Raw genomic sequence first — 26,338 nt, forward strand, 5'->3', positions numbered from 1 at the left:
AAAAAGCCAAACTGAGAATAGTTTGGCTTTGAAATTTGGTACCGAATGAACGATTAGTTCATGCCGTATTATCAAATCTATTGTTTTAGTTGGTTTTGATTTGTATTAACGTGACGCGCAAAGTCCTTTTAATATAAGGGCTTGTTTGGTTTTATCGTATTTGTTTGTATTGGTTTGTTTTCATTTTTGTGGTTAACTCCGTGTACATATAGGGGTACATATTGAGTGGTTTTGTACCCAGAGAGGAAAACATGGCAAAGCTGTACGATAAACAACTGAAATCCCTTCTAAACAAAGCCCAAGAGAAAACGCTCGTCTACTCAGACGGGAACGGCTTGGGTGCTAGAGTTTCGCCACAAGGCAAAGTTCGCTGGCAGTTCCGTTATAAAGTCGAAGGAAAAAATAAAAGAATAGATTTGGGGGATTATCCGGACCTTTCAATTTTGAAAGCGAGAGATATAACTAAACAATGTCGAGAGTGGCTTGCCAATGGTCATGATCCTAAGCTCAAGCGCGAGCTAGAACGCTCGGCAACTCTTAAGCCAATTACTGTTAAAGAAGCCTTAGAGTACTGGTTAGTGGAGTATGCTGAGGATAATAGGGCTAATGCAGGTAAACACAGAGCGCAATTTGAACGTCATTTGTATCCATACATTGGACACTTACCATTAGAGCAGACGGAAACGCGACACTGGCTGGAGTGCTTTGACCGAGTTAAAAGAGGTATACAAGGTAAACAACGTCCAGCACCTGTTGCAGCTGGGTATGTGCTCCAAAATGCTAAACAAGCCTTGAGGTTTTGTAGAGTTCGACGTTATGCCACCAGCCGTGTACTGGATGATTTAACTACGACTGATGTTGGCAATAAGCAAAATAAAAAAGACCGCTGCCTTACTGATTCTGAGCTGATGGATGTTTGGCAAATGACATCATGCGAAAAACATCTTCCTTATTATCGTAATTTGATTCGGTTGCTGGTGGTTTTTGGCGCACGTACGCAAGAAGTACGTTTATCTAAGTGGTCTGAGTGGAATTTTGAACAGAGGCTTTGGACTGTGCCTAAAGCTCACAGCAAAACCAATGACAAGATAGTGCGTCCAATTCCGGAGTCATTAGCACCTTGGTTGCAAGAACTTAAAGCCACTAGCGGTAATAGTGATTATATACTAGGGGAACTGAAGCAACCTGAAGCCGTGAGCCAGAAAGGAAGGATGTTGTGGAAGCAACTAGGGCATTCCGAGAAATGGACATTGCATGATTTACGTAGAACATTCGCTACTAGGCTTAATGACTCAGGTGTCGCTATTCATGTCGTAGAACAATTACTTGGGCATACGTTAGGTGGTGTAATTGCTGTTTATAACAGGAGCCAATATATTTTAGAGAAAAGGCGCGCTTTGGAAGCTTGGTGCGAGTATTTGATAAGTGAGAATAATACGTGTGTAAATGTAGTAAGAATTAGGGCTTGATGCCCTAATTTGTATTAATTCTAATCACTTGTGCAACTTGGTGGTATGTTAGGTTATTATCTAATAACCATTGCTCTAGGATGCCTTCTATTTGCGGTGATAACTTTGAGTGAATCTACGCTAATAAAGTCAATATCATCAGTTAGTACGTAACTAAGTTGATTTTTTGTCAGTTCATTCTCAATGTTAATGTCATAACCGTCAAGATGGACTTGAGCATATTTGTTTAAGTACTCATTGGACGATAACGGTGGGTGAGAGGCTAATGGTTCCGCCCATGATTCAATCGTTTCTACAGCAACTGTAAGCTCTTTCACGACAGTCTCTCTACCATTTTCTTCTCTAAGCCATTTTTTTCGTTCGTAGTCAAAGCCTCTGCCACTTAGCGAGGCTTCAACTTTAGCTATGATACTTGCTAACTCAGAAATAGAGTAATTAGAAAAGAATAGCTCGTTTTCGTGTTCTAAGAGTTTTTGGAATAGCTTAGGGTATTCTTCCAATTGGTATTCCTGAGGTTTTAACCTGCTAGGGAATACTCTTGAGTTCGCATATGTCAGCCAATATAGGACATTAGTATCAAGCAAAATTTTCTCTTTAACGGGGAATGACGTTGAGCTTTCTAAAATGATCCCCATCACTCGAGTCCCTTAGTTATTTTTTCTTCTAAAACCGATTGTTCGTTTTGGTCTTTCGAATAAAACTCGATAGCATTGTGGATGACTTGATTTAGAAGTCGTTTACCTACAGGAGATAGATTCTCAAAGCTTACCTTATTTCTAAGCTCTTCAAACTTCATTTGTCCTAGGTATGGAGCAATTGCAGTATTAAAAAATGGTGACGCGTACACTTGGACTTGTTGGAAGTCCAATTCAACTTTTTCACCACCTTGCATTCCTTCATCAAGTGCACTTTTGAGTTTTAGGCCGCCATCACGTGATACCGCGGTTTTACCTACGACTTGAGCAACATCGATTCTCATAGCAACTACCTTTAAATTGTTAGAAGTACTCCGGGATGTCTTCATCTCGAAAGTAATATATTACATCATGCTTACAGTTGAGAGTAAGCTTTACCCAGCTGCCTTTGATCATCGTAGGCTTATCAATGTACGAGCATTGCTCTGAGTTTCTGGAGTAATAAACAGTATCAGTATAGATTTCCATACTTCCTCCGTTAATATCAACTAGTTGAGTCAATAAATGTAGACCTAGTCCACGGGGTTGCTCTTCCCCAGCTTCTTTTAAGTTAGCAGTATATGTTGAGTTACCTTTTACTAGAGCCCATTCAAGTGCTTGCTGAGCTGTAAGTTCTGTATTTAAATAATTTCGAACAGAAGTAGCTATGCCGTTTCCTGAGTCACCAACGAGCAATGTTAGTGTTTTTGCTTTGCGATCATATGAACCACAGCTTTGAACTTGATGTGTACCGCTGTGCTCGAATGCATTTGCATAAACCTCCCAAAGAGAACTTAACACCGCACTCTCTACTTCTTCTGAGAAATTTAATCTATTCTTACCTAGCCATTCATCCCGCAAATAAGACAGGATTTCCTCTTCTTTAGTCGATGTCGGAAATTCTCTATATGGAATAATATCTTCAGTTTTGTGTGTGAAACCTTGGCCGTCTAGTTTATCTAGACTCTCTAATAACCCCATGTTTCTCAGTTTTAGATAAACTGGAAGATTCATGGTTTTTGTCTCGATACGCAAAGTGCTATTAATCAACTTACGTCTTACAAAATAAACAAACGCTCCTAACATTGCGGTGAGATTAACGCCTGCAAAATTGCAGCTAGAGAAATCTAAAGTAATGTAATACTTAGATGACTCCTGCCAATCGTGTTCATACAACCTGTTCCATAAATTGTAAAAGCCGTTCAAGTCATCTCGTACAGATGGAATACTTATAGTTATAGCTATGGGTAGTGACTTTAAATTATACATACGTATTTATACTCAATTTCTTGTATTAAAATCCACCAATAAACGTATCCACGAACCCTTTAAATCGGTCAGCTAAGCGGCCGACAATTTTTTTGCGTTGTAGAATGGTTGGTTTGGTTTCTAAAGTCTCTGCAAAGTCATCGCGCAGTGGCATTTCTTCGCTTAGTTCGTATCGATTCACTAGGATCTGTAGTTTGTCGGTGTTTAACTTTTCTTCTTCAGCCATCACTTCCAAAGCTTTACGTTTTTCACGCTCCCAGAAGTACTCAAATTCTTCCTCCACATCAGTGTGAGCAGGAATGCCATCAAGGTGTTCATTCATAAACTTCTCGATAAGCTCTTTCTTGCTGAGTAGTGCAGGATCAGAGCTAATGATATTGGCTATGACTTGACGCTTATTCTCTCTGCTTTCTTGGCTTTCTTCTTCGTGCAGTTCACGTAGTAGGTGCAAGATATAGCTAACGTTCACTTCATCACGGTGCAGTAGCTCCAGCTCAAAATCGACATCTTCTAAGATAGAGACTTTTTCTTTGCTGGTGGATTCTCGGATTTGACGACTCAAGTCTGCGTATTTGCTTGTGAAGTCTTGGAACTCCTGTTCATCCATATCGGCTAAAGACATATCGAAATCTGCAAAATTACTTAGCATGTTCTTAAGTTGTATTAGCTTGCGGAACTGCAAGACAAATAGCTTTTGCGCTTCTTCATCTGGTAGGGTGTCAACGGCGTCTATATTTGGCGTAATAGCTTTTAGGGCTTCGCACGCTTTATTGAAATCTGCCATCAGTTCATCAAACGACGGTGTTTCAATTACTTCTTTCGGCCGTTTATTGGAAAACAGCGTGAATGCTTCGTCAGCGGCTTTCTTTAGGTTACGGAAGCATACGACATTCCCGTGAGACTTTGTTTCGTTCAGAATGCGATTGGTGCGCGAGAAAGCCTGAATTAGACCGTGATGCTTTAGGTTTTTATCTACATAGATAGTGTTAAGGGTCTTAGCGTCAAATCCTGTAAGGAACATATTCACCACCAGCAAAATATCAATCTCTTTGGCCTTTACACGCTTTGAAATGTTTTTGTAGTAGTCGTAAAAGGAGTCACTATCTTTTGTGCTGTAGCTAGTCCCAAACATCTGATTGTAATCATTAATAAACCCATCTAGCTTTTCTCTGCTGTGGAGCTTTATCTTATCCCCTTGATTGAGGTATTTGGCGGCAACTTCTTTTACTTGTTTGTCATCGCTGTTACCTAGCTCAAATTCTTCTTCCTCGTTTGCTTCATAGCTAAAAATGGTAGCAATCTTGAGCTTGTGTTTGCCCTCGGCTTTCTTTTTAGCGAATAACTCGTAGTAGGTAATGAGCTCAGGAACACCAGCAACACAGAACATGGCATTGAACTCACCACTGTGTGTTTTACGTTTGTGGTGAGCAATGATGTAGTCGGTTATTTTTTCTAATCGAGTAGGGGAGCAGAGGAGCTCTTTGGTATCGATATCTTCTACTTCAATATCAAGGTTGTTATTGGAGCCGTCTTTGTATTGATAGCGGCCCACGTATTCAATAGCGAATTTGAGTACGTTGTTGTCACGTATGGCATCGACAATGACATACGGATGTAAACAATCTCCAAATAGGTCGCGAGTAGTTCTTTTTATCGAGTTCTTTGCCACAGCGTTATCAGCAAAAATTGGAGTTCCAGTAAAGCCAAACAGTTGTGCTCGATTAAAGAAGCTCACAATATTCTGGTGTGTATCTCCAAACTGACTGCGATGACATTCGTCAAAGATAAAAACAATGCGTTTATCTTGTAGAGACGCCATCTCTTTTAGATAGCGGTTCTTGGTAACAACATTGTTTAGCTTTTGAAGTGTGGTCACTACCAGCTTCGTATTGCGCTTTTCGTTGATTTCTCTGCCTTTGATGGGCTTATCAAGTAGCTGGTGGAAAAGAATGCGGGTATTGCTTGTTGTATCAATGCACCCTTTTGAAAAGGCATTAAATTCTTCTGCTGTTTGGTAATCAAGGTCTTTTCTGTCTACAACAAATACTACCTTATCAACCTCATTAAGAGCGGTCATTAGCTGAGCGGCTTTAAAGGACGTGAGAGTTTTTCCTGAGCCAGTAGTATGCCAAATGTAGCCGTTCTTACTTGAAGTCTTAACTTGGTTGATTATCGCTTCAACTGCATAGAACTGATAAGGGCGTAACACCATTAAGCACTTCAACGTCTCATTGAGCACAATGTACTTCGTTAGCATTGATGTGATGTGTTTAGGTGTTAAAAAAGCACTCGCAAAGTCATGTAGCTTGCTGATTCTAGTATTGTCTACGTCCGTCCAGTCAAAGGTTTGTTTTGCAGAAAGCTCACTATTATTGGCAAAGTAGTGAGTGTTCACGCCATTTGAAATAACAAAGAGTTGGATGTAGTTGAACAGTCGATGATTGGCGTTGTAAGAGTGCTTCTGATAACGCTTTACTTGGTTAAAGGCTTCTTTTAACTCAATACCTCGTCTCTTAAGCTCCAATTGAATCAGTGGCAGGCCATTGACCAAGATAGTCACATCATAACGATTAGTGTAGGTCCCTTTTACTGTTATTTGCTGCGCTACTTGGAAGTGGTTTTGTTCTGCCTTATCAAACAACAATGTTAGGTGGAGAGAGTCTCCATTATCAAGTGTCACAGCGATGCGATCACGCAAGGTTTTGGCTTTAGTGAAGATATTTCCTTGTTCCAACTTGCCCAATACTTGACGAAACTCGGAATCAGTTAGAGTGCAGTGGTTAACTCTCTCAAGTTGAAGTTTCAAATTAGCTTCGAGAGCGGCGTTGTCTTTTAGCCGAACGGCTTCAAAGCTCTGAGTGTTGAGCTGAGTAATTAAGTTATCTTCTAACTGTTGTTCTGATTGATAAGCCATATGACGTATTAGGACCCTAGATTGCTACTGCATAGCGCCCCAGCGTGTGGGCGCTATGGCAGGAATTACACAAACATCTGTTGGAGCAAGCCTTTTTTAAACTGCTTTGTCTGCTCGATTTGTTTCTCTACAGATTCGATTTTTTGAACGAGTGCTTGAAGAAATGTAGAGATCTTTTGTTGTTCAGCTAGGCAAGGTAGTGCAACTTTAGTTTTTAGCCAGCTTTGCGTTTTGAAAAGTAGTTTTTCAATATGTACTCCATCACTATTGATAAAGAATGCTCTTCGCATCAATGGAGTAGTTGCAAAGCGGTTGAAGTAATCGATGTCTAATAGGTCTTCAACTGGACGAAAAATATTATATTCATTCGATACGATAGCCCCTTCAAGCTCAGGAGGGACTATACCGCAAGCACCGTGTACGATTTGTCGTTTGGAGATAACAAACTCATTTTCGTGGATCGTGAATTGATTTTTCACTAGCACATCTTTCCCTTTAAACAGACCTCGACTGACAACGCCACCAAATCCACGTTTGACAGTAATGAGCTCGTAAGTCTCATCGTCTTGCATATTTAAGCTGTCAGATTGAAGAGATAAGATCTGTCTTAGAGCATAGGTTTTCCACTCCGGAAATTCCTTTCCATCTTCATCCTTAAAGCGAATCTGTTGGCTAAAAATCTGCTGCATTACGCCTTTTTTGTACTCTTTGAGTAGGCGATGCTTTTCTACTAGTTGTCTGATTTTGATGTCTACTGAAGTCAGAAAGTCAGTGATTCTTTGTTGTTCTTGAATTGAGCCAAAAGTTACGTAAAAGGAACCAACATCGGAGCTTGTGATATTAGGATCTTTTCTGCTACTTGCAGCAAATCGCTTCCATCGGCCTACGTGCGCATTTAGATAGTGTTGAAGGTAGCTGGGCAGAACTAATCTGTCTTTTGGTTTTAATACCGATAACGCTTGATTCGTTGTCGCTGGGCTTTTAAGGAGTCCAGTTCTGCCTATTTGATTGAAACCGCCGTACATTGCGACTAGGACTGAATTCTCAGGCTGTAGTTTCAACGATGTCTCTTTAAGTGCTAACTCAGTGACCTTTTCTTCTGTACAAATAATTGTTGAGTTGTTTAGGTCAGTAGTTTTTACCCAAGGTATTTTTCCATTTTTAAAATATGCTAGGTTGGCTCTGAGAGGTGTTGAGCCTGACTTTATCGAGCAAAATTCACGAATCTTTTGTTTCTGAAGTGGTCCGCTGAACTCTTTGAATCTTAGACTTTGTATCATTGAACTACCTCAAACGGTGCATCAATCCCCAACTCAGCACAGAAATCGGCAATGGTCTTATCGGTCTCTAGTATTGCTTTATCGTTATCCACTAGCTGCTTAGCAACGGCAGATAAATCTACAGGCGCTTCTTCTTCAAAGGTATCAACATAGCGCGGGATATTGAGGTTGTAGTCGTTTTCGGCTAAGTCAGCTTGGGTCGCAACAAAAGCAAATTTGTCGATATTTTCCCGTTTGGCGACGGCATTGAGAATGCGTTGCAAGTCCTCTTCACGCATGTAGTTGTTATTGGTGCCTTTCTCAAAGTGTTGGCTAGCATCAATAAACAGCACATTCTCATCGGCTTGGCGGTTTTTCTTAAACACTAAGACACAGGTTGGAATCGAAGTACCAAAGAAAATATTGGCAGGTAAGCCTATCACCATATCAAGGTGGTTTTTCTCTTTGAGTAGATGTTGGCGAATATGCCCTTCAGCCGCACCACGGAATAACACACCATGCGGCAGTACCACTGCCATGGTACCTGTGTCGTTGAGCTGGTGGATCATGTGCTGAACAAACGCAAAGTCCGCTTTGGATTTTGGTGCAAGTTTGCCGTAGTCCGAGAAACGGTCATTGTTAAGGTGCAACGGATTTGCTGACCACTGTGCAGAGAAGGGCGGGTTAGCAACCACAGCATCAAAGCGTTCATCGAAGTGCATTGGCGTTTCTAGCGTGTCATCGTTTTGGATGTCGAAACGTTTATAGTGGACGTCATGCATGATCATGTTCATGCGTGCCAAGTTATAGGTACTTGGGTTACGTTCTTGGCCATAGTATTTGATGTCTTGGTTTTGCGCTTCTTTTGCTACGCGCAATAGTAAAGAGCCAGAGCCACAAGTTGGGTCGTAGACTGACTTCACGACAGGGTTATCAAGTGTTACCAGTTTAGCGAGTAGTTTTGAAACCATTTGTGGAGTGTAGAACTCACCAGCCTTTTTACCTGCGCCACTAGCGAACATACCAATTAGATATTCGTAGGCGTCACCTAAGACATCGATTTCACTGTTTTGTAGGTGGAAGTCGATGTTATCAAGATGAACGAGTACCTGAGCAATTAACTTATTTCGTGCGTCTGGCGTTTTACCTAGCTTATTAGACTGCAAATCTAGCTCGGCAAATAGGCCATCAAAGTCATCAGCACTGTCAGAGCCCATGGTGCTTTGTTCGATATCTGTTAATACATCACGTACATCATCAAGAATAAACTCACCGCTTTCACCTGCTTGTGCGACAACATGGAATAGCTCTGACGGGTTAAAGAAATAGCCTAGCTTATCAATCGCTTCTTCACGAATAGCGTCTAATACTTCTTTGCCTTCTTCGGTCTTTTCGTCAATACCAGCAAACTTGATACCGTCTTCGGACAATAGCCCGTCAGCGTATTGGTTAAGTTTATCTGAAAGGTATTTGTAGAAGATGAGCCCTAAGATGTAGTCACGGAAATCATCCGCATCCATATTGCCACGAAGTGTGTTAGCGATGTTCCAAAGCTGCTTCTTAAGCTCTTGTTGATGTTGTTCGACCATGGTAGTGCTTTAACCCATAAAAGTGATGTGCGGTAGTTTATCAGAGCGAATGCAGGTGATGGCATAAATAATAAGGTTTGAAGACAAATAGTGAGACAGTAATGCACACTCTTTAATTGTTGTTAATTAAATGTTATCCATTCTTTGTTTCAAAAAAAACGATCGGTTTTAGGAATGCTACCGATCGATCGTTTAAAAAAGATAAGGCTCTAATATGTTGTTTGCTATGGGTTATTTGGTTTGTTGTTTTTATGTTAACCGTTCGGGCTGCCAATGAAATTCAATCTTAGTGATCGGTTTTACTTCGCTTTAACGTAAGTTACCCTGCTCGTAGCGTAGTCTTTTGTGTGTTTTGGTCGGAGCCCTTTGGTGGCGTTTTTAGCGAGATAACTCAATCGGTATACCGCTTTTTGCTGGCTTTCAGTACAGTTTCTGTGGATTAGGTAATAGCAGTTCTTCGGTAGATAGAAGCCCATTGTTGTATCGTGTTCTAAAAGCTCCTCTACAAGCCTTACAACTCTGGCTGAGTGATTTACTTTGTGACCATTAAGTATCAGCGCAGCATGGTAGTGTGGGTTGCCTTCCGTTTGTTCTCTTACCCAAACGAAGCCAACGTTACAGCGGTAGCGCCTTTTTAGTCTTGAAGTTAGCTTGGCTATTAGTGAAGACATAGCTTTGTTGTTTGGAGTAGACAAGTAGCTTCTGAAGTCGATACGAATAATCAATAGCCTTGAGTAGTGACTGAACAGTGCGTTTAGCTGCTCCATTATTTTGCGCATTATTTTGTTGCTCACTCCTTCATTGAATCTCATAACTTGCCAAATCTGTTCATTAAAGATGAAGGGCTCTGTACGTTTATTGGGCGGTAAATAATATAAATATCCTGCACTCATATTTGGTGCGGACTGCTGTGGATGCGTATAACTAAAGGGCTGAAGGTTAGAGTCATCATCAGTAAAGCCGCTGAAAACCTTCATCTGTGTTCCATCTTGTGTCATCAATGAGTGAAAAATAGGCAGGTTTACCCTGCCTAATTCTTTGTGATGTTAGCGGTTCAGCCAGTTGGAATAGTCTTTTTCACTCCATCCAACGGTTCGTTTGTTTATAACAATTGGAGGTGGAAACGCTCCGCTTTTGGTCCAGCGATAGAGTGTTGAGCGACTTACTTTTAGTCTACGCCGCATCTCTGGTGGGCGAATCAGGTCAGTTACTGGATAGGCTCTCGCAACAAGTTTGCATATAGGACTCATTTATACCCCCATTGTGCGCTGATCTACCCAAGCCATAATCTCAGATAACCTCCAGCCGACTGAACGACTACCAAGTGTTATGCGCTTCGGGAAGCGCCCTTGCTTTTCTAGTTGGTAAGCTTGCGAGCGAGAAATGCTGGTAATGAGCTGACGTTCATTTTCTCTGATTACACGATCTTGCAGATGCGGATTTGATTGTTGAATAGACATCATTCACCTTTCGTTGTCTTCGTTTGTATTGGGTGAATGATGTAAGTTTTGAGCAGATTGTTCGGGGTAAGAATGGAAAATTGATTCCTACCCCAAAAATTAGATAGCCGATACCTTGCGAATTAATAGCTCTTTGTCTGAGCGAACGTTTGAAAACAGTTGATTGATGAATTCAGTGTCCAACACTTTGTCTTTATAGAATGGCAGGATTGTCTTTTTCAATTGTTCGGTATCAGCCGTATCTTTGAACAGCAAATCGAGCAATGCTCCTTGAGTTAAAATCAACGGTCTCCACTCACTTTCACTTAATTGTTTGTGAGTCTGTGAGTACAAGAGTAGGTCTAAGTAAGGAATGGTCTGGTAGCGAAGGAGCTTCACCAGCGTCATCTCAGAGGCTTTTCGGACAGATTTGATAGCCTGTTCTGGCATATTGGCTTCTTTACGCATCAGGGAGAGTAGAGAAGGCATTTGCTTGATAACTATCTCGTCGTTGTATTGACTTAGTTTTAAAGCTACCACCACTACATCTTGATCAGGAAGCATTGGTAAAGCGTAAATTGGCTCAGGTTGGTAGGGTAAGTCCCTAAGAGTTCGCTTAATCTCCTCTGCACAGGTCAGAATATCTATGTGGTTGATTGGAACGCAGGCACAGGCGGAGTGTTGAAAGCCTCCTGAATTGAATTCTGATATCAGAGGGAAGCCTCTCTCTAAGGCTAGCCATGCTTTATCGTCGCGCATTTTCCGGCCTGATGGGAGTAAAGGACTTTGGTAAAAGAACAAACGCCGCTCTATCTCATTTAAGAGCTCTCCTACCGTTAAATCGAGTAGACAGTCATAGTTTGGTAGTGAAAACCAATGAGGCCAGAGAGGGTGGCTTGAATTGCGTATTTTTATAGGGGAGTTGGGGTACATAGTTGTGCTAAGAAATTTACTCGGGGTACATGTGAGGGTACATATAACAAGAAAGGGAGTTCTGAATTAACAGAACCCCCTTTCTAAACAAAAACTTAAAGCAATGCTTTTAGTTCATGCCGTATTTCTTAAGTTTCTTGCGAAGAGTACCGCGGTTGATACCCATCATAGTTGCTGCGCGAGTTTGGTTACCGCGAGTGTACTGCATGATAGTATCTAATAGTGGCTGTTCAACTTCAGCTAGAACTAATTCGTATAGTTCTGTTACTTCTTGGCCGTTTAGTTGAGCCAAGTAGTTTTTAAGAGATGCTTTAACAGAGTCACGCAAAGGCTTTTGAGTAATCTGGTCTTGTGACGTTACTGTAGTTACTGTTAATGCTTCTGAAGTCAGATTTTGTTCGAACATATTCGGTCTAGCTCTTCTCTTAATTATGATGCAACGTTTACCCGTCATATTTGAAGCCGTAGCTTCAACTATTTAGGCTTTATCAAAATACTCTTCTAACGCTTCAAGTTGCAGCTCAGCTGCGTCGATGGCGTTGAAGGTACGGCGAAACTCACTTGCTTGCTCGTGTTCTTTTAGATACCAGCCAACGTGCTTACGCGCGATTCGTGGACCTAAATACTCTCCATAGAAACTATGTAGGGCATTCACATGACCAAGCAGGATGTCTTTCACTTCCGAATAAGGAAGATCAGGCATCGTGGTGCCGTTTTCCAAAAAGTGTTGGATTTCCTGGAAAATCCACGGACGACCTTGGGCAGGGCGTCCAATCATTAAAGCGTCTGCCCCAGTGTACTCTAGGACAAATTTAGCTTTCTCTGGGCTATCGATATCACCGTTAGCAATAACCGGGATAGAGATCGCTTGTTTTACCGCTTTAATGCTGTCGTATTCGGCCTCACCTTTGTACATACACGCTTTAGTGCGCCCATGAAGGGCCAAAGCTTGTATGCCGCAGTCTTCGGCTAATTTAGCGATTTGGACGCAGTTTTTATTGTCTGTGTCCCAGCCAGTACGGGTTTTCAATGTCACAGGGACATCCACGGCGTTCACTACAGCTTGCAGAATATCTTTAATGATATCTGGATACTGCAGCAGCGCTGAGCCGGCTAGCTTCTTATTCACTTTCTTTGCTGGACAGCCCATGTTGATGTCGATGATTTGCGCACCGTTTTCAACACTAAACTGAGCAGCGTCGGCCATAAGCTGCGGATCGGCTCCCGCAATCTGTACAGAGCGAATGCCCGATTCGCCTTCATGCACCATGCGTTGCTTCGACTTTGACGTTTTCCATAGCTTTGGGTTTGACGACATCATTTCACTGACGGCCATCCCAGCACCATAGCGGAGGCACAACTCGCGGAATGGTCTATCCGTTACGCCAGCCATAGGGGCAACGATGAGATTGTTCTTAAGTTGGTGGTTTCCGATTTTCAAAACGTCTTCACAGCTTAGTACCAGCAAGGGCGCGCATTTTACGCATTTTTTTGCGCTGTGAAAAGACTAATATTTGAGCATTTACAAATTGTTTTCGCAAAATGCCCAAAAATCAGTCAATTAGCTCGCAAAGTCTTATCTAGCCTTGCTTGCGACCAGAGATGCGACACCATTCACTTTGCTCTTTGATAGGATCAATGTGAAGCTCGTCACGGTAGTAGTTAGCAACATCTTCAGCTTGCGTATCCAGTACGCCTGACATCGCAAGCTCACCATTTGGCTTAACTAGAGACTTAATAATCGATGAAAGATCGCGTAGAGGGCCAGCCAGAATGTTAGCTACTACAACGTCAGCAAGCAGACCTTCAGGTTGGTCTTGAGGTAGGAATACTTCCAGTTGGTCAGCAACGCCGTTACGCTCAGCATTGTCTTTTGATGCCAGCAGTGCCTGAGGATCAATGTCGATCCCGACAACTTTTTCAGCGCCCAGTTTGATCGCAGCGATCGCCAAAATGCCAGAGCCACAACCAAAGTCGATGACGGTTTTGCCAGTAAGGTCTAGGCCTTCTAGCCACTCAAGACATAGCGCAGTCGTTGGGTGAGTACCGGTACCAAATGCTAGACCTGGATCAAGCATCACGTTGACCGCGTCAGGTTCTGGGATTTCGCGCCAGCTTGGGCAAATCCATAGACGTTCACCGAACTTCATTGGGTGGAAGTTATCCATCCATTCGCGTTCCCAGTCTTTATCTTCAAGCTGCTCAACTTTGTAAGCAAAGCCTTCAGGAAGCAAGCCACTAAGCTTGGTTTGCTCAATGATAAAGTTGCTGTCCGCTTCTGCGTCATACAGCGCTAGGATATCCGTATCACCCCAAAGACGAGTTTCACCCGGTAGAGGTTCAAATACAGGCGTATCGTGAGCATCTAAAAAGGTGACAGAAAGTGCGCCAGTTTCTTCCATAAGCATATCGCCGATCTGTTCAGCGTTTTCATTGGTCGCATTGAGTTTGATTTGAATCCAAGGCATGAGTATGAGCTCTTTACATTGATTGATGTGATTTGGCGCAGAGTTTAGCAGAAAATGGCCGGTTTTATAGGTTAATAAATGCCCTAAAACAAAAATGCTCACCGAAGTGAGCATTTTAAGAGATCTAGAATCGAGGCTTATTGAAGGCCTAGTTTCTTCTCTAGGTAATGAATGTTAGCTCCACCGTGTTGGAAGTTCTCATCATTCATGATCGATTCTTGTAGAGAAACGTTAGTCTTAATGCCTTCTACAATCATCTCGCCTAGTGCGTTCTTCATACGAGCAATCGCAACATCACGGTTCTCACCGAAAGTGATCAGTTTACCGACCATTGAATCGTAGTGAGGTGGTACTGTGTAACCCGTGTAAATGTGCGACTCCCAACGAACACCCATACCGCCAGGAGCGTGGAAACGTTCGATCTTACCCGGAGAAGGTAGGAAACGCTCTGGGTCTTCTGCGTTGATACGACACTCGATAGCATGGCCACGGATCTTAATGTCATCCTGAGTGAATGACAGAGGCTGACCTGCAGCAACACGTAGCTGTTCTTTGATTAGGTCAACGCCTGTAACCATTTCTGTTACTGGGTGCTCAACCTGAATACGAGTGTTCATTTCGATGAAGTAGAATTCACCGTTTTCGTATAGGAACTCAAACGTACCTGCACCACGGTAACCGATTTCTAGACATGCACGCGTACAACGTTCACCGATGTATTTACGCATCTCTTCAGTGATACCTGGAGCTGGCGCTTCTTCCACAACTTTTTGGTGGCGACGCTGCATTGAACAGTCACGCTCACCAAGGTGGATAGCACCGCCTTGACCGTCAGCAATAACCTGTACTTCAACGTGACGAGGGTTTTCAAGGAATTTCTCCATGTAAACCATATCGTTGTTGAAGGCTGCTTTTGCTTCAGCACGAGTCATAGCAATTGCTTCAATAAGCTCTGGCTCTGAGCGTACAACACGCATACCACGACCGCCGCCGCCACCAGATGCTTTGATGATTACTGGGTAACCGATGCGTTTTGCGTGCGCTTTGTTTGCTTGCTCGTCATCATCCAAAGGACCGTCAGAACCAGGAACACAAGGTACACCCGCTTTTTTCATTGCAGTGATCGCCGAAACCTTGTCACCCATGATACGGATTGTCTCTGCTTTAGGACCAACAAAGATAAAGCCGCTGCGCTCTACTTGTTCTGCGAAGTCTGCGTTTTCAGATAGGAAACCGTAGCCAGGGTGAATCGCAACTGCACCTGTTACTTCCGCCGCAGAAATAATGCGAGGGATGTTTAGGTAGCTGTCGATACCACGAGCTGGACCGATACAAATTGCCTCATCTGCAAGCAGTACGTGCTTTAGGTCACGGTCAGCTGTTGAGTGAACTGCAACGGTTTTGATGCCCAATTCTTTACATGCGCGAAGGATACGAAGTGCGATTTCACCTCGGTTCGCGATGACTAATTTATCTAGCATAAGAGAGAGCCTCTATTATTCGATAACAACAAGTGGTTGGTCGAATTCAACTGGTTGGCCGTCTTCAACTAGGATAGCTGTAACAACACCAGACTTGTCAGCTTCGATTTGGTTCATCATTTTCATTGCTTCAACGATACATAGAGTGTCGCCAGCGTTAACTGTTTGACCAACTTCAACGAATGATTTCGCGTCTGGGCTTGGAGAACGGTAGAAAGTACCTACCATTGGAGAAAGAACTTGGTGGCCCGCAGGAACTGCTGGTGCTGCCGCTTCTGCTGCTGGAGCCGGTGTTGCTGCTGGAGCAGGTGCCGCTACAGGTGCAGGCGCTGCTGCGTATTGTACAGGAGCTGGTGCTGCTGTACCGTTACGGCTGATGCGTACCGACTCTTCACCTTCAGAGATCTCTAGCTCAGCAATGCCAGATTCTTCTACTAACTCGATAAGCTTCTTGATTTTACGGATATCCATTTTTTCTTTCTCTTTTATCTTGTGAATAAGACAGCTCTATATAGCTGCAGAGTGTTTGTTTACTTTGCCTGCAATTGCTTGATTGCGGCAGACAGAGCGAATTCGTAACCTTGAGCACCCAAACCACAAATTACGCCGACAGCCTTATCAGAGAGATAAGAGTGATGGCGGAACGATTCGCGTGCATGCACATTCGATAAGTGCACTTCGATAAATGGGATAGCAACGCCAAGTAACGCATCTCTTAGTGCCACACTAGTGTGGGTAAATGCGGCTGGATTGATAATGATGAAATCTACATTGCCATAAGCGGCATGGATCGCTTCAATCAACTCATACTCACGGTTAGATTGAAGATGCTGAAGTTCAACATCGGCTTCGTGAGCTTGCTTAGATAATGTGTCGATAATCTGCGGTAAGGTTGAAGAACCGTAATGTGCCGGTTCGCGTAGACCTAACAGGTTTAGATTTGGACCATTTAAGACAAGAATGCGTGATTTTGCTGTCATTATGCTGCCATCTTTCTACTTCATGATATGAACTGGAATATTCCCATATTATCGCTGATTCAACGCAAGTATTTTGTCAAAAATAGCGTTGGATCTTTGAAATAGAACCAGATTATAGCTAATTCAGCGCAAATCGCAGCAATTTACTGGTCTAATCTCCCAGTTTGAAACGGAAAATCTGTTACACAGATAACATTTTTTGACCAATCAGGAATGGTGGAGAGCTGGAATTTAAAGGGACAAATAGAAAAAGCCGCCACAAAGTGACGGCTTGAACCATGTTTGACTTATTGCGCGATGATTATGCTAATTCAGCTTTTTCCGCAATTAACTTATCAACCACACTTGGATCCGCGAGCGTTGATGTATCGCCTAAGTTGCTGGTATCACCTGTTGCAATCTTACGTAAAATACGGCGCATAATTTTACCTGAACGAGTCTTAGGCAGAGAATCAGTCCAGTGCAGTACATCTGGTGTTGCGATAGGGCCGATTTCTTTACGTACCCATTTCTTAACTTCCGCATGTAGTTCTGCAGATGGGAACTCACCATCGTTAAGGGTAATGTAAGCGTAAATTGCCTGACCTTTAATGTCGTGTGGGATACCAACAATCGCTGCTTCAGCAATCTTATCGTGAGCAACCAGTGCCGATTCGATCTCTGCCGTACCCATGCGGTGACCGGATACGTTTAGTACGTCATCCACACGGCCAGTGATCCAGTAGTAACCATCTTCATCGCGGCGAGCACCATCACTAGTGAAGTACATACCTTTAAACGTCGAGAAGTAAGTTTGTTCGAAGCGCTCATGGTCACCGTAAACAGTGCGCATCTGACCTGGCCATGAATCTAGGATAACAAGGTTACCGTCAGTCGCACCTTCAATGATGTTACCCATGTTATCAACTAGAGCAGGTTGAACACCAAAGAATGGGCGGGTTGCTGATCCTGGTTTTAGATCTGTTGCGCCTGGTAGTGGGGCAATCAAGATGCCGCCAGTTTCGGTTTGCCACCAAGTATCCACAATAGGTGAGTCTTCATTACCGATGGTTTTGTAGTACCACTCCCACGCTTCAGGGTTAATAGGTTCACCTACCGAGCCCATTATACGTAGGCTGCTACGTGAAGTGCCTTCTACGGCTTCATTACCTTTCGCCATAAGTGCGCGAATCGCTGTTGGTGCCGTGTAGAGGATATTCACTTGGTGTTTATCAACTACTTGGCTCATGCGGTTTGTGCTTGGGTAGTTAGGTACACCTTCAAACAGAATCGTCTTGGCGCCGTTTGCTAGTGGTCCATAAATTAGGTAAGTGTGGCCAGTAATCCAACCCACATCAGCTGTACACCAGAAAGTTTCCCCAGGTTGGTAATCGAATACGTATTTAAACGTCATCGCTGCATAAACTAGGTAACCACCAGTAGTGTGCAGTACGCCTTTTGGCTTGCCTGTTGAGCCTGACGTGTAAAGAATAAATAGTGGATCTTCAGCTTTCATCTCTTCTGGTGGGCATTCTGAAGAAACATTCGCGGTTGCTTCGTGCCACCAAACATCACGATGCTCATGCCAATCTACATCACCACCAGTGCGCTTCATGACAATGACTTTCTCGATGGTTTTTACTTCTGGGTTTGTTAGTGCTTCATCAACATTTTTCTTCAGTGGAACTGCGCGACCACCACGAACACCTTCGTCCGCTGTGATGACGACTTTTGCATCTGAATCGATAATACGACCAGAGAGTGCTTCTGGAGAGAAACCACCGAATACCACGGTATGAACTGCGCCAATACGAGTACAAGCTAGCATTGCAACGGCCGCTTCAGTCACCATTGGCATGTACAAACAAACCACGTCGCCTTTGCGCACGCCTTGCTCTTTCAATGCATTAGAGAACTCACACACTTCTTTGTGCAGTTCGTTGAAAGTAAGTGTTTTGTCGTCATTTGGATCATCGCCTTCCCAAATGATCGCAACATCATCACCACGCTCTGCAAGGTGACGGTCAATACAGTTTGCTGACACGTTAAGTGTGCCATCTTCAAACCAGCGAATATCAACGTGGCCAGTATCGAAAGAGGTGTTCTTAACTTGGGTGAAAGGCTTCATCCAATCGACAATCTTGCCGTGTTCACTCCAGAAGCCAACAGGGTCTGTTACAGATTGTTGGTACATGGCTTGGTAAGTATCGTTATCCGCGTGTGTATTTTTTTTGATGTTTTCTTTTACCGGATAAATGTGGGCTTCACTCATTGCTTATCTCCTTGTGCTCAATCCAACTCGAATCGAGCAAGTGTCCGTTTAAAACAACTAACGTTGTACAAAATCCCTGTGCCTTTAACTTTCAATCACGCGCGAAGATTCGACAATTAGACTTTAGGATGAGAGAGATGAATCTGCTTAAAAATGAAGGAACTATGTTTGAAATTGAGAGTTAGATCTAAGCTTGCTCTATCGACTGTAGGGCAGATTTAGGCTTGGCAGATCACCTTTTGTTAGGCGAACAAAGATAAGAGCTGCTGCAATCGCGTCTTGTAGCGCATCATGTTTGTTCTGCAACGGTAGATCCAAATGCTTACAGATAGCATCTAAACTGAGGTCGAAATAGGCGTTAGGTAAATGTTTCTCAAGCTTATCGTGGTAGATCTGACTGACTTCAATCAAAGGGTTGGGTAGTGGGAAGCCAAGCTGTTTGCGACACGCAAGGTCGAGAATCTTTTTGTCATAGCGAATGTGGTAGCCTACCAGTGGCCGATTACCTATGAACTCTAATAGTTGGATCAGTGCTTGTTTCTCATCAATACCATCAACTAGGTCTTGATGCCGTATATGGTGGATTTTGACTGAACCTGAATCGAGCGATTGCGGCGCTCTCAGCCTTACTTCAAAAGGTTTGCTGGTGATAATGCGATTGTCGATGATTTTGGTTGCCGCTATGGTGACTAATTCTGCTCTATTTGGGTCAAGGCTGGTGGTTTCACAATCGAGCGAAACATATTCTCCCTTTTTTACTGAAGAAAACAGTGGCTGATAAGGCGAGCCTTTCAGTTTGTAGTGCCAGTAATGACGTCGAAACCAATTCATTGAATACCTCTAGTCTCGAATTTGGTAGTGATAGCCTAAGAATTGCTTAAACTTTTTCACTACATGCAGGCTATGACGTAATAAATCACGCTCGGTGCGGTCAATTTGCTTTAGGTCGATACGGTTGTGGCTGTGTTGGTTGCTCAACTGTTGATTAAGGCGAAGTTTAAACAGCAGCTTCAATGCTTCACTGAGGTTATCAGCGGTTTCGGGCTCTAAGATCCGTTTGTTGCGCAGCGCTTCAATTCGTTCAAAAGTGTTCTTTTCTTCAAGGCCATACTCTAGTGACAGAGTGCGAATGCCGTGAACAATTGGGAAGATCCCTCCACTTTTCACGTCAACACCTTGCTTGTCTTTTTTCACATTGCCGAACAGAGTGAGCGGTAGCGAGAATTGCAGAGCAGGACGAGAGAAGTCTTGTAGTGCAAGCATGTTATTGAGCATTGTTTGCTGAAGGTGTTTGGCAACTGGCTCGAGTAAGCTAGTGTTCCCAGCTACGGCGTGAGCATCAGTAAAGATTGCTAAATCCATTACTTGCTCGGCGGAACTTGGTTTCGACCATTGGCTAATAGTGCTCTTCCACTCACTTTGTGTTTTGACCCATTTAGGGTTGTTGACCATGACATTACCTGGGCAAAGTGGATAGCCAAGCTGCTGCAAAGTATGAGTGAGCTTCTCCATCACGGATTCACATTGATGCCACTGCAACCCATCTTTGACGATTAAGGCATTGTCTTGGTCTGTTTTGAGAATTTGTTCACCACGCCCTTCTGAGCCTAAAACGACCAAACAGCAATGGTCGTGAAGGGCGGGGGGAACAATCAGTTCAAAGGCTTTTTCGATAATTTGTTCATTAACGGCTGAAATCAGCTCCATGATAAATCGCGTACGAATACCATTACTGAGTAAGCTCTCAACTAACTGGCGCTGACGGTTGGAGGCCAAGGCGAGCTCTTCAATACTCGATGAGCGGGCAATACTTAGGGTTAACACATGTGAATGCGTCGAGAAGGCACTGAGGATCTGGGTCATGTCGAGCATGCCGACCGCGTCTTTGCCGTCCGCTACCATGACACGTTTGACGCGATGGCGAGTCATTTTGATCATAGCGTTGAAAAGGAACTCACCATCCTCAACATGAATCACTGGAAATGTAGCAATTCTGCCGACAGGTGTATCTAGGGGGTGGTCGTCGAGCATCACCGCATGGAGCATATTGGTTCGAGTGATAATGCCGTAGGGCAGTGAGTGTGAATCATCTATCAGTCTGACATCATTATCGTTAAGGCGAACCAACGCTGAGTCGATGCCATTTTCTTTTAGAGTGAGAGTGACTTCATTGAGAGGTTGTTCTGGTGAAAGCACCATCGGCGGATGATAGATCTCTTTATCTACTTTGGTGAGGATAAACTCCGCTAGATTCTGTTGTTGCTGTGCCGCTTCAATCAATTCCTGGCGCCGAGCGAGGTTGTTATCAAAGTAGGCTGCAAACTGTCCATTTTCGTTATAAAGCTCTATGAAGATGGATTTTGGCAGTAAGTAGGCCAAGGTATCTTCTAACGCAATGTAGCGGTGCTTAACGGTTTCGTCGAATAGGGCGCGAACGTCAAATAAGTCATCATTGGCATAGTGGGCGAAGATTTCGCTGTCATCTTCGGAACGTTCTTCAACGGCGCCTTTGATCAGGATATGAAGATGCTGGCTATTATCGCCAGGCTGAAGCAAGGTTTCTTTGGTGCGAAAATAAGCCACGTCGAGTGAGCTGCGCAGCCGATTCTGCTGCTGGGCATCAAGTCGATCGAAAGGTGGGGAATGCATATTAAACTTATCTGGCATACTGACCTACTCGCGCAATCTTTTACACGCTAAGTGTGCGGGTTCTATATTTTTCTTCCAGACGACTTTGGTCGAATCCTAGCAAATTTATGACTTACGGCATGCCAACAGGGAAAAGTGTCAGTCGGGATTCTTCCCTTTTTATTTCCCTAAAAGCAAACGATAATACCGTGCCCCAAAAATTGCATTCAGAGGTCACAATGCTCACCCCTTCTCCTTACGGCTGGATTTCCCAGTACTTTGTTGGATTTTTCTTTGCTTACGGCGTTTATTTACCATTTTGGGCGCTGTGGTTTGAAGAGCAAGGAGTATCGGCGACTGATATTGGTGTTTTAGTGGGGATAGGTTTTGCGACGCGCTGTGTTGCTAATATGGTGCTGACACCACGATTGCACAAAGTCGAGCACCTTATGCCAGCTCTGCGTTGGTTAAGCTTTGCGTCTTTATTGTTTGTTGGCTTCCACTTCTTTGCTGGTGGTAGTTTCTGGTTAATGGCGTTAGCGACGGTTCTATTTAACCTTTGCTGTGGGCCAATTGTTCCGCTTTCTGATGCCATGGCCAACTACTATGCTCGTCTGAAAATGCTCGATTACGGTCGTACACGTTTGTGGGGCTCAATTGCTTTTATTGCAGGGTCGACAGTAGTGGGTTTCTTGGTTGCTAAGTTTGGCACAGATATGATCCTTTATACGGCTTTAGCCGGCGTGTTCGCATCATTAGTGTTTGGTATGCGTAACACCAACCCTATGCCTGTTACGACAGAAGAAGTCGATGCTGAGCGTCCAAAACTGTCTGAGCTGTTGCGTGAATTACCCGTGGTGAAATTCCTTGTATTGGTCGCACTCATCCAAGGTAGTCATGCCGCATATTACAGCTTCAGCTCCATCTATTGGAAAGAAGCAGGCTACTCCGAAGATATTATCGGTTACTTGTGGAGTTTAGGCGTTGTCGCAGAAGTCGCGGTCTTTGCTTTAAGTAAGCGCCTGTTCTCTGGTTGGAGTTTACGTGCTTTGTTTGTGGTAGCAGCGTTAGGAGTAGTGGCTCGTTGGGGGTTAACGGCATCAACGACCGCCTTAATGGCTCTGGTGCTTATTCAGTTGCTGCATGGCGTAACATTTGCGATGGCACATATCGCTGCTATTCAATATATCCAGCATTCGGAGCAGCGCAAGATGGTGGCACTACAGGCACTTTACAATGCAATCCCACTAGGCGCTTTCATTGCACTGATGACGACGTTAAGTGGTTGGGGTTATGAAAACTGGGGTGCGAATGTATTCTGGGCAATGGCAGCAATGGGGGTATTGGCGCTGTTTATTAAACTAGAGCCGCAAAACGCCAATGCAACACAATCAATGAAAGCAGAGCCTAAAGCACAGAATTAAGTCTATCTGATTGAGTTAACTAGTTATCCTTAGTTAAATGAAACCTCTCCAATTCGGAGAGGTTTTTTATTTGTGGTTAAGAATGCGCACAAGATAAGGATATCGGATGCAAGGCTGGTTAGTGATCACCGTTTCACTGCTCTATCTCGGGCTGCTGTTTCTCATCGCTTGGTATGGAGATAAACGTAATACTTGGCTGGCGAAGTGGCGCCCGTGGGTCTATAGCCTTTCCATCGCTGTTTATTGTACCTCATGGACCTTTTACGGCACGGTGGGGCAAGCGAGCAATAACCCTTGGTCATTCTTACCCATCTATATCGCACCAATTCTGGTGTTCACTTTTGGTTGGCGAATACTGGCTCGGCTGATCATTACCGCAAAGCGCGAACACATTACTTCTATCGCTGACTTTATTGCTGCGAGGTACGGAAAGTCGCAAGGGTTAGCCGTAGTGGTCACCTTGATTGCTGTTGCGGGCATATTGCCTTACATCGCATTGCAGCTACGTGGTATCACGATGGGGCTGGAGATCATCGCCCCTGAACTTCCTGTGCACTTTGAAGGCTCAAGTTTCGATGTGTCATGGTTTGTAGTAGGAGCTTTGGCGATTTTTACCATGCTGTTTGGTACTCGTCATATTGATAATACTGAGCACCACCGCGGTATGATGATGGCGATCGCGTTTGAATCTATCGTTAAGCTGGTGGCCTTTCTCGCGGTTGGTTTCTTTATTCTCTTTTTGGCGTTGAACCGTGGTGATGTCGATCTGGCAGAAATAGCCAGCCAGACATATCAATCACCAAATGTGCCGACATTATTGATTCACACCATCTTAACCATGTTGGCCATTGTCTGTTTGCCACGTCAGTTCCATACCATGGTAGTAGAGAATGAGCGGGCTCAAGACCTTCATACTGCACGTTGGCTCTTTCCGGTTTACCTGATTTTAATGGGTATCTTTGTTTTGCCAATTGCTTGGGTGGGGCAAAGTCTGTTGAGCAATGCTAGTCCTGATACCTATGTGATTAGTTTGCCGATGGCTGTTGGTGCGCAAGATGTCGCGCTATTGGCATTTTTGGGTGGTACATCAGCTGCGAGTGGTATGGTGATCGTCTCGACCATTGCGTTGGCGATCATGGTATCGAATGATCTAGTCATGCCGTTATTGCTACGTAGGATGCGCTTATCACAGCGTACTCATCGTCATTTCTCTGGATTGTTGTTGATTATCCGCCGCGGCTTAATTTTGCTGCTGTTGCTCGGCGCATGGGGTTTCTATCAAGCGTTTGGCAGTATTCACTCTTTGTCTGCGATTGGTTTCCTTTCTTTTGCGGCAATTACTCAGTTTGCACCAGCATTGATTGGCGGTATGTACTGGCGTCAGGGTAATCGTAAAGGTGTTTATGTTGGTCTAGCGGTAGGTTTTACCTTGTGGCTGATTACCTTGATGAGCCAGACAGATATGTTGGCAGGCTCGGCTGAAAGTAACTTCTTATTGTGGCTGATCACTCCGCCTGAGCTATTGCAAAGTTGGGATGTGAAGAACTCTGATTGGGGTATTGTGCTCAGTGTTACGCTGAATACGCTTTGCTATGTAGTAATTTCACTCTTTACCCGAGCAAGTCTAAGTGAGCGCTTACAGTCTGCATCGTTTGTTGGTACGCCATTGCCAGAAAGCGAAAATATGAGTTTGTACCAAAGCCGAGTTACGGTGGGTGAGCTAGAAATGCTGGCCTCTCGTTTTGTTGGTCGTCAGCGCGTTCGAAGTGCGTTTAGGCAATATTGGCAGCAGCAACGTGAAACCTTATTACCAAATCAACAAGCGCCTTCTACCTTAATTCGTCATACCGAGCGTGTTCTGGCTGGTGTATTTGGTGCTTCTTCAGCTAAGTTAGTCCTTACTTCGGCGCTGCAAGGCCGAAACATGCAGCTGGAAGAAGTCGCCACGATTGTTGATGAAGCGTCGGAGCTTTACGACTTTAGCCGTGGGTTACTGCAAGGTGCGATTGAGCATATTGGTCAGGGTATAGCAGTAGTCGATAAACAGCTACGGCTGGTGGCTTGGAACCAACGTTACCTTGAGCTATTTACTTTTCCGGCAGGTCTTATTCAAGTTGGTAGGCCGATTGCAGATGTCATCCGCCACAATGCTGAGCAAGGTTTGTGCGGCCCAGGAGACCCTGAAGAACATGTTCGCCGTCGAGTATTCCACTTAGAGCAAGGTACCCGTCATACCTCTTCTCGCGTCCGTCCTGATGGTCGAGTAATTGAAGTACAAGGTAACCCAATGCCAGGCGGTGGCTTCGTTATGAGCTTTACCGATATCACAGTTTTTAGGGATGCAGAGCAAGCTCTAAAAGATGCCAACGAGTCGTTGGAAGAACGCGTGCAAGAGCGGACTCAAGAGCTTGAACAACTGAATAAGAAGTTGGTCAGCGCAACCCAACGCTCGGAACATGAATCTCAATCCAAATCCCGTTTCTTAGCTGCTGTGAGCCACGATTTAATGCAGCCACTCAATGCTGCTCGCTTGTTTGCTTCTTCGTTATCGGAAGTGGCAAAGGACTCTGAAACCAAACAGCTTTCTCATCATATCGAGAGTGCTCTTGGTGCAGCAGAAGATTTAATCGGCGATTTACTCGATATCTCGCGTCTTGAATCTGGCAAGCTAGATGTCAACGTGCATGGCTTTGCGATAAATGACGTATTGGCTAACCTCAACGCTGAGTTTAGTGCACTCGCCAAACAGCAAGGCATTGATTTTACGATGATCCCGAGCTTATTGCTGGTTAAGTCAGACCCGAAATTACTGCGCCGAGTGGTACAAAACTTCTTAACGAACGCGTTTCGTTATAGCCCGAAAGGTAAAGTAGTGCTGGGTGTAAGGCGAGTCGGCAACCAAGCTCGTATTGATGTTTGGGATAACGGCATGGGTATCGATGAAGATAAACAGCAAGAGATCTTTGAAGAGTTTAACCGTGGCACGCAGGTACGATCCGACCAAGGATTAGGTCTAGGCTTGGCGATCTCTAAAGGGATTGCCCATGTGCTTGGTCATCAAATCACTATGCGCTCATGGCCGGGTAAAGGAAGTGTCTTCTCGATTACCTTAGCTCGCAGTGAGCAAGCTATTGCGCCAGTGAAGGCACCTCAGGCGACTGCTGTTTCCGATTTGAGTCACTTAAAAGTGCTCTGCGTCGATAATGAAAGCGATATCTTGGTTGGGATGGAGAACTTACTTGGTCGTTGGGGTTGCGATGTACGAACAGCGACTGATTTGGTCAATTCGCTTCAGGCAATTGAGGAAACTTGGGTGCCTGACGTGATCTTGTCTGATTACCGCCTCGACAATGGGCGTACTGGGTTAGAAGTGCTCCAGCAATGTCGCCTGCGTTTAGGTGATAGCTTCATTGGTGTGATCATCAGTGCTGACCGAACCGAAGATATGCTGGATGGTATCAAGTCCAATGGTTTTAGTTTTATTCCTAAACCAGTTAAGCCGCTTAAGTTGAGGGCAGTGTTAAATAGGGTTTAAGCGCGACACTTTGTTTTTGATTAGG

The 26,338-nt window shown here is 44.1% G+C and carries 22 protein-coding genes; 3 read left to right on the forward strand and 19 right to left on the reverse strand.

Annotated features, from left to right (window positions below):
* The first annotated feature begins 251 nt into the window (after positions 1-251).
* Entirely contained in the window at positions 252-1,469 is a 1,218-nt protein-coding gene (locus AAFX28_RS09760) for a tyrosine-type recombinase/integrase (protein ID WP_408687322.1), read from the forward strand.
* Positions 1,470-1,525: 56 nt separating this feature from the next.
* On the opposite strand, the gene AAFX28_RS09765 is transcribed toward AAFX28_RS09760, so the two are convergent.
* From AAFX28_RS09765 to AAFX28_RS09855, 19 genes are all read right to left on the reverse strand, one after another.
* Positions 1,526-2,107: a hypothetical protein gene (locus AAFX28_RS09765; RefSeq protein WP_408687324.1), complete on the reverse strand. Its 582-nt coding sequence runs from the start codon at positions 2,105-2,107 to the stop codon at positions 1,526-1,528.
* Positions 2,104-2,448: an STAS-like domain-containing protein gene (locus AAFX28_RS09770; RefSeq protein WP_408687326.1), complete on the reverse strand. Its 345-nt coding sequence runs from the start codon at positions 2,446-2,448 to the stop codon at positions 2,104-2,106. Before AAFX28_RS09770 ends, AAFX28_RS09765 begins: the two co-directional genes overlap by 4 nt.
* A 19-nt stretch (positions 2,449-2,467) precedes the next feature.
* Positions 2,468-3,157: a hypothetical protein gene (locus tag AAFX28_RS09775; protein WP_408687328.1), complete on the reverse strand. Its 690-nt coding sequence runs from the start codon at positions 3,155-3,157 to the stop codon at positions 2,468-2,470.
* 280 nt (positions 3,158-3,437) lie between these two features.
* Positions 3,438-6,326 (reverse strand): type I restriction endonuclease subunit R, encoded by a 2,889-nt coding sequence (locus tag AAFX28_RS09780; protein ID WP_408687329.1) that lies wholly within the window; start codon positions 6,324-6,326, stop codon positions 3,438-3,440.
* A 65-nt stretch (positions 6,327-6,391) separates the two neighbouring features.
* A complete protein-coding gene (locus tag AAFX28_RS09785) occupies positions 6,392-7,606 on the reverse strand; it encodes a restriction endonuclease subunit S (protein WP_408687331.1) in 1,215 nt (404 codons plus the stop codon).
* Positions 7,603-9,174, reverse strand: a complete 1,572-nt coding sequence (locus AAFX28_RS09790; RefSeq protein ID WP_408687333.1) for a type I restriction-modification system subunit M — start codon at positions 9,172-9,174, stop codon at positions 7,603-7,605. Before AAFX28_RS09790 ends, AAFX28_RS09785 begins: the two co-directional genes overlap by 4 nt.
* Positions 9,175-9,473: 299 nt before the next feature.
* Positions 9,474-9,953 carry an inovirus-type Gp2 protein gene (locus AAFX28_RS09795; RefSeq protein WP_408687334.1) on the reverse strand — a complete coding sequence of 160 codons (480 nt, stop codon included), beginning with the start codon at positions 9,951-9,953 and terminating at the stop codon, positions 9,474-9,476.
* Positions 9,954-10,220: 267 nt separating this feature from the next.
* Positions 10,221-10,424, reverse strand: coding sequence for a helix-turn-helix transcriptional regulator (locus AAFX28_RS09800; protein ID WP_408687336.1), 204 nt, complete (start codon positions 10,422-10,424; stop codon positions 10,221-10,223).
* The gene (locus AAFX28_RS09805) at positions 10,425-10,637 is read right to left on the reverse strand and encodes an AlpA family phage regulatory protein (RefSeq protein WP_408687338.1); all 213 of its coding nucleotides are present in this window, start codon (positions 10,635-10,637) and stop codon (positions 10,425-10,427) included. It abuts the gene before it with no gap.
* A 96-nt stretch (positions 10,638-10,733) separates the two neighbouring features.
* Positions 10,734-11,546 carry a DUF6387 family protein gene (locus AAFX28_RS09810; protein WP_408687340.1) on the reverse strand — a complete coding sequence of 271 codons (813 nt, stop codon included), beginning with the start codon at positions 11,544-11,546 and terminating at the stop codon, positions 10,734-10,736.
* 109 nt (positions 11,547-11,655) lie between these two features.
* Positions 11,656-11,952 carry a DNA-binding transcriptional regulator Fis gene (fis, locus tag AAFX28_RS09815; RefSeq protein ID WP_000462885.1) on the reverse strand — a complete coding sequence of 99 codons (297 nt, stop codon included), beginning with the start codon at positions 11,950-11,952 and terminating at the stop codon, positions 11,656-11,658.
* Positions 11,953-12,024: 72 nt separating this feature from the next.
* Entirely contained in the window at positions 12,025-12,987 is a 963-nt protein-coding gene (gene dusB / locus AAFX28_RS09820; RefSeq protein ID WP_394127449.1) for a tRNA dihydrouridine synthase DusB, read from the reverse strand.
* Positions 12,988-13,126: 139 nt separating this feature from the next.
* Positions 13,127-14,014, reverse strand: a complete 888-nt coding sequence (prmA, locus tag AAFX28_RS09825; RefSeq protein WP_408687342.1) for a 50S ribosomal protein L11 methyltransferase — start codon at positions 14,012-14,014, stop codon at positions 13,127-13,129.
* A gap of 137 nt (positions 14,015-14,151) precedes the next feature.
* Positions 14,152-15,495 (reverse strand): acetyl-CoA carboxylase biotin carboxylase subunit, encoded by a 1,344-nt coding sequence (accC, locus tag AAFX28_RS09830; protein WP_408687344.1) that lies wholly within the window; start codon positions 15,493-15,495, stop codon positions 14,152-14,154.
* A gap of 15 nt (positions 15,496-15,510) precedes the next feature.
* The gene (gene accB / locus AAFX28_RS09835; RefSeq protein ID WP_408687346.1) at positions 15,511-15,966 is read right to left on the reverse strand and encodes an acetyl-CoA carboxylase biotin carboxyl carrier protein; all 456 of its coding nucleotides are present in this window, start codon (positions 15,964-15,966) and stop codon (positions 15,511-15,513) included.
* Between the two features lie 59 nt (positions 15,967-16,025).
* Positions 16,026-16,475, reverse strand: coding sequence for a type II 3-dehydroquinate dehydratase (gene aroQ / locus AAFX28_RS09840; RefSeq protein WP_408687347.1), 450 nt, complete (start codon positions 16,473-16,475; stop codon positions 16,026-16,028).
* Positions 16,476-16,776: 301 nt separating this feature from the next.
* On the reverse strand, positions 16,777-18,726 hold the full coding sequence (gene acs, locus AAFX28_RS09845; RefSeq protein ID WP_408687349.1) for an acetate--CoA ligase: 1,950 nt from the start codon (positions 18,724-18,726) through the stop codon (positions 16,777-16,779).
* Positions 18,727-18,924: 198 nt separating this feature from the next.
* Positions 18,925-19,557, reverse strand: a complete 633-nt coding sequence (locus AAFX28_RS09850) for a 3'-5' exonuclease (protein WP_408687351.1) — start codon at positions 19,555-19,557, stop codon at positions 18,925-18,927.
* A 9-nt stretch (positions 19,558-19,566) separates the two neighbouring features.
* Positions 19,567-21,393, reverse strand: a complete 1,827-nt coding sequence (locus AAFX28_RS09855) for a DUF294 nucleotidyltransferase-like domain-containing protein (RefSeq protein ID WP_408687352.1) — start codon at positions 21,391-21,393, stop codon at positions 19,567-19,569.
* 200 nt (positions 21,394-21,593) lie between these two features.
* Here AAFX28_RS09855 and AAFX28_RS09860 point away from each other — a divergent pair, with 200 nt between their 5' ends.
* Together AAFX28_RS09860 and AAFX28_RS09865 are read left to right on the forward strand one after the other, a co-directional pair.
* Positions 21,594-22,778 (forward strand): 3-phenylpropionate MFS transporter, encoded by a 1,185-nt coding sequence (locus AAFX28_RS09860; protein ID WP_408687354.1) that lies wholly within the window; start codon positions 21,594-21,596, stop codon positions 22,776-22,778.
* A gap of 106 nt (positions 22,779-22,884) precedes the next feature.
* Positions 22,885-26,313 (forward strand): PAS-domain containing protein, encoded by a 3,429-nt coding sequence (locus tag AAFX28_RS09865; RefSeq protein WP_408687356.1) that lies wholly within the window; start codon positions 22,885-22,887, stop codon positions 26,311-26,313.
* Positions 26,314-26,338: the final 25 nt, after the last annotated feature.

The organism is Vibrio sp. TBV020, assembly GCF_046056895.1.
GTDB lineage: Bacteria > Pseudomonadota > Gammaproteobacteria > Enterobacterales > Vibrionaceae > Vibrio.

Excerpts from the sequence above, each read along its gene's own strand:
- AAFX28_RS09760 (WP_408687322.1), top strand. The coding sequence starts at position 252 with ATGGCAAAGCTGTACGATAAACAACTGAAATCCCTTCTAAACAAAGCC.
- AAFX28_RS09770 (WP_408687326.1), bottom strand. The coding sequence starts at position 2,448 with ATGAGAATCGATGTTGCTCAAGTCGTAGGTAAAACCGCGGTATCACGT.
- AAFX28_RS09775 (WP_408687328.1), bottom strand. The coding sequence starts at position 3,157 with ATGAATCTTCCAGTTTATCTAAAACTGAGAAACATGGGGTTATTAGAG.
- AAFX28_RS09780 (WP_408687329.1), bottom strand. The coding sequence starts at position 6,326 with ATGGCTTATCAATCAGAACAACAGTTAGAAGATAACTTAATTACTCAG.
- AAFX28_RS09785 (WP_408687331.1), bottom strand. The coding sequence starts at position 7,606 with ATGATACAAAGTCTAAGATTCAAAGAGTTCAGCGGACCACTTCAGAAA.
- AAFX28_RS09790 (WP_408687333.1), bottom strand. The coding sequence starts at position 9,174 with ATGGTCGAACAACATCAACAAGAGCTTAAGAAGCAGCTTTGGAACATC.
- AAFX28_RS09795 (WP_408687334.1), bottom strand. The coding sequence starts at position 9,953 with ATGCGCAAAATAATGGAGCAGCTAAACGCACTGTTCAGTCACTACTCA.
- AAFX28_RS09800 (WP_408687336.1), bottom strand. The coding sequence starts at position 10,424 with ATGAGTCCTATATGCAAACTTGTTGCGAGAGCCTATCCAGTAACTGAC.
- AAFX28_RS09805 (WP_408687338.1), bottom strand. The coding sequence starts at position 10,637 with ATGATGTCTATTCAACAATCAAATCCGCATCTGCAAGATCGTGTAATC.
- AAFX28_RS09810 (WP_408687340.1), bottom strand. The coding sequence starts at position 11,546 with ATGTACCCCAACTCCCCTATAAAAATACGCAATTCAAGCCACCCTCTC.
- fis (WP_000462885.1), bottom strand. The coding sequence starts at position 11,952 with ATGTTCGAACAAAATCTGACTTCAGAAGCATTAACAGTAACTACAGTA.
- prmA (WP_408687342.1), bottom strand. The coding sequence starts at position 14,014 with ATGCCTTGGATTCAAATCAAACTCAATGCGACCAATGAAAACGCTGAA.
- accC (WP_408687344.1), bottom strand. The coding sequence starts at position 15,495 with ATGCTAGATAAATTAGTCATCGCGAACCGAGGTGAAATCGCACTTCGT.
- accB (WP_408687346.1), bottom strand. The coding sequence starts at position 15,966 with ATGGATATCCGTAAAATCAAGAAGCTTATCGAGTTAGTAGAAGAATCT.
- aroQ (WP_408687347.1), bottom strand. The coding sequence starts at position 16,475 with ATGACAGCAAAATCACGCATTCTTGTCTTAAATGGTCCAAATCTAAAC.
- acs (WP_408687349.1), bottom strand. The coding sequence starts at position 18,726 with ATGAGTGAAGCCCACATTTATCCGGTAAAAGAAAACATCAAAAAAAAT.
- AAFX28_RS09850 (WP_408687351.1), bottom strand. The coding sequence starts at position 19,557 with ATGAATTGGTTTCGACGTCATTACTGGCACTACAAACTGAAAGGCTCG.
- AAFX28_RS09855 (WP_408687352.1), bottom strand. The coding sequence starts at position 21,393 with ATGCCAGATAAGTTTAATATGCATTCCCCACCTTTCGATCGACTTGAT.
- AAFX28_RS09860 (WP_408687354.1), top strand. The coding sequence starts at position 21,594 with ATGCTCACCCCTTCTCCTTACGGCTGGATTTCCCAGTACTTTGTTGGA.
- AAFX28_RS09865 (WP_408687356.1), top strand. The coding sequence starts at position 22,885 with ATGCAAGGCTGGTTAGTGATCACCGTTTCACTGCTCTATCTCGGGCTG.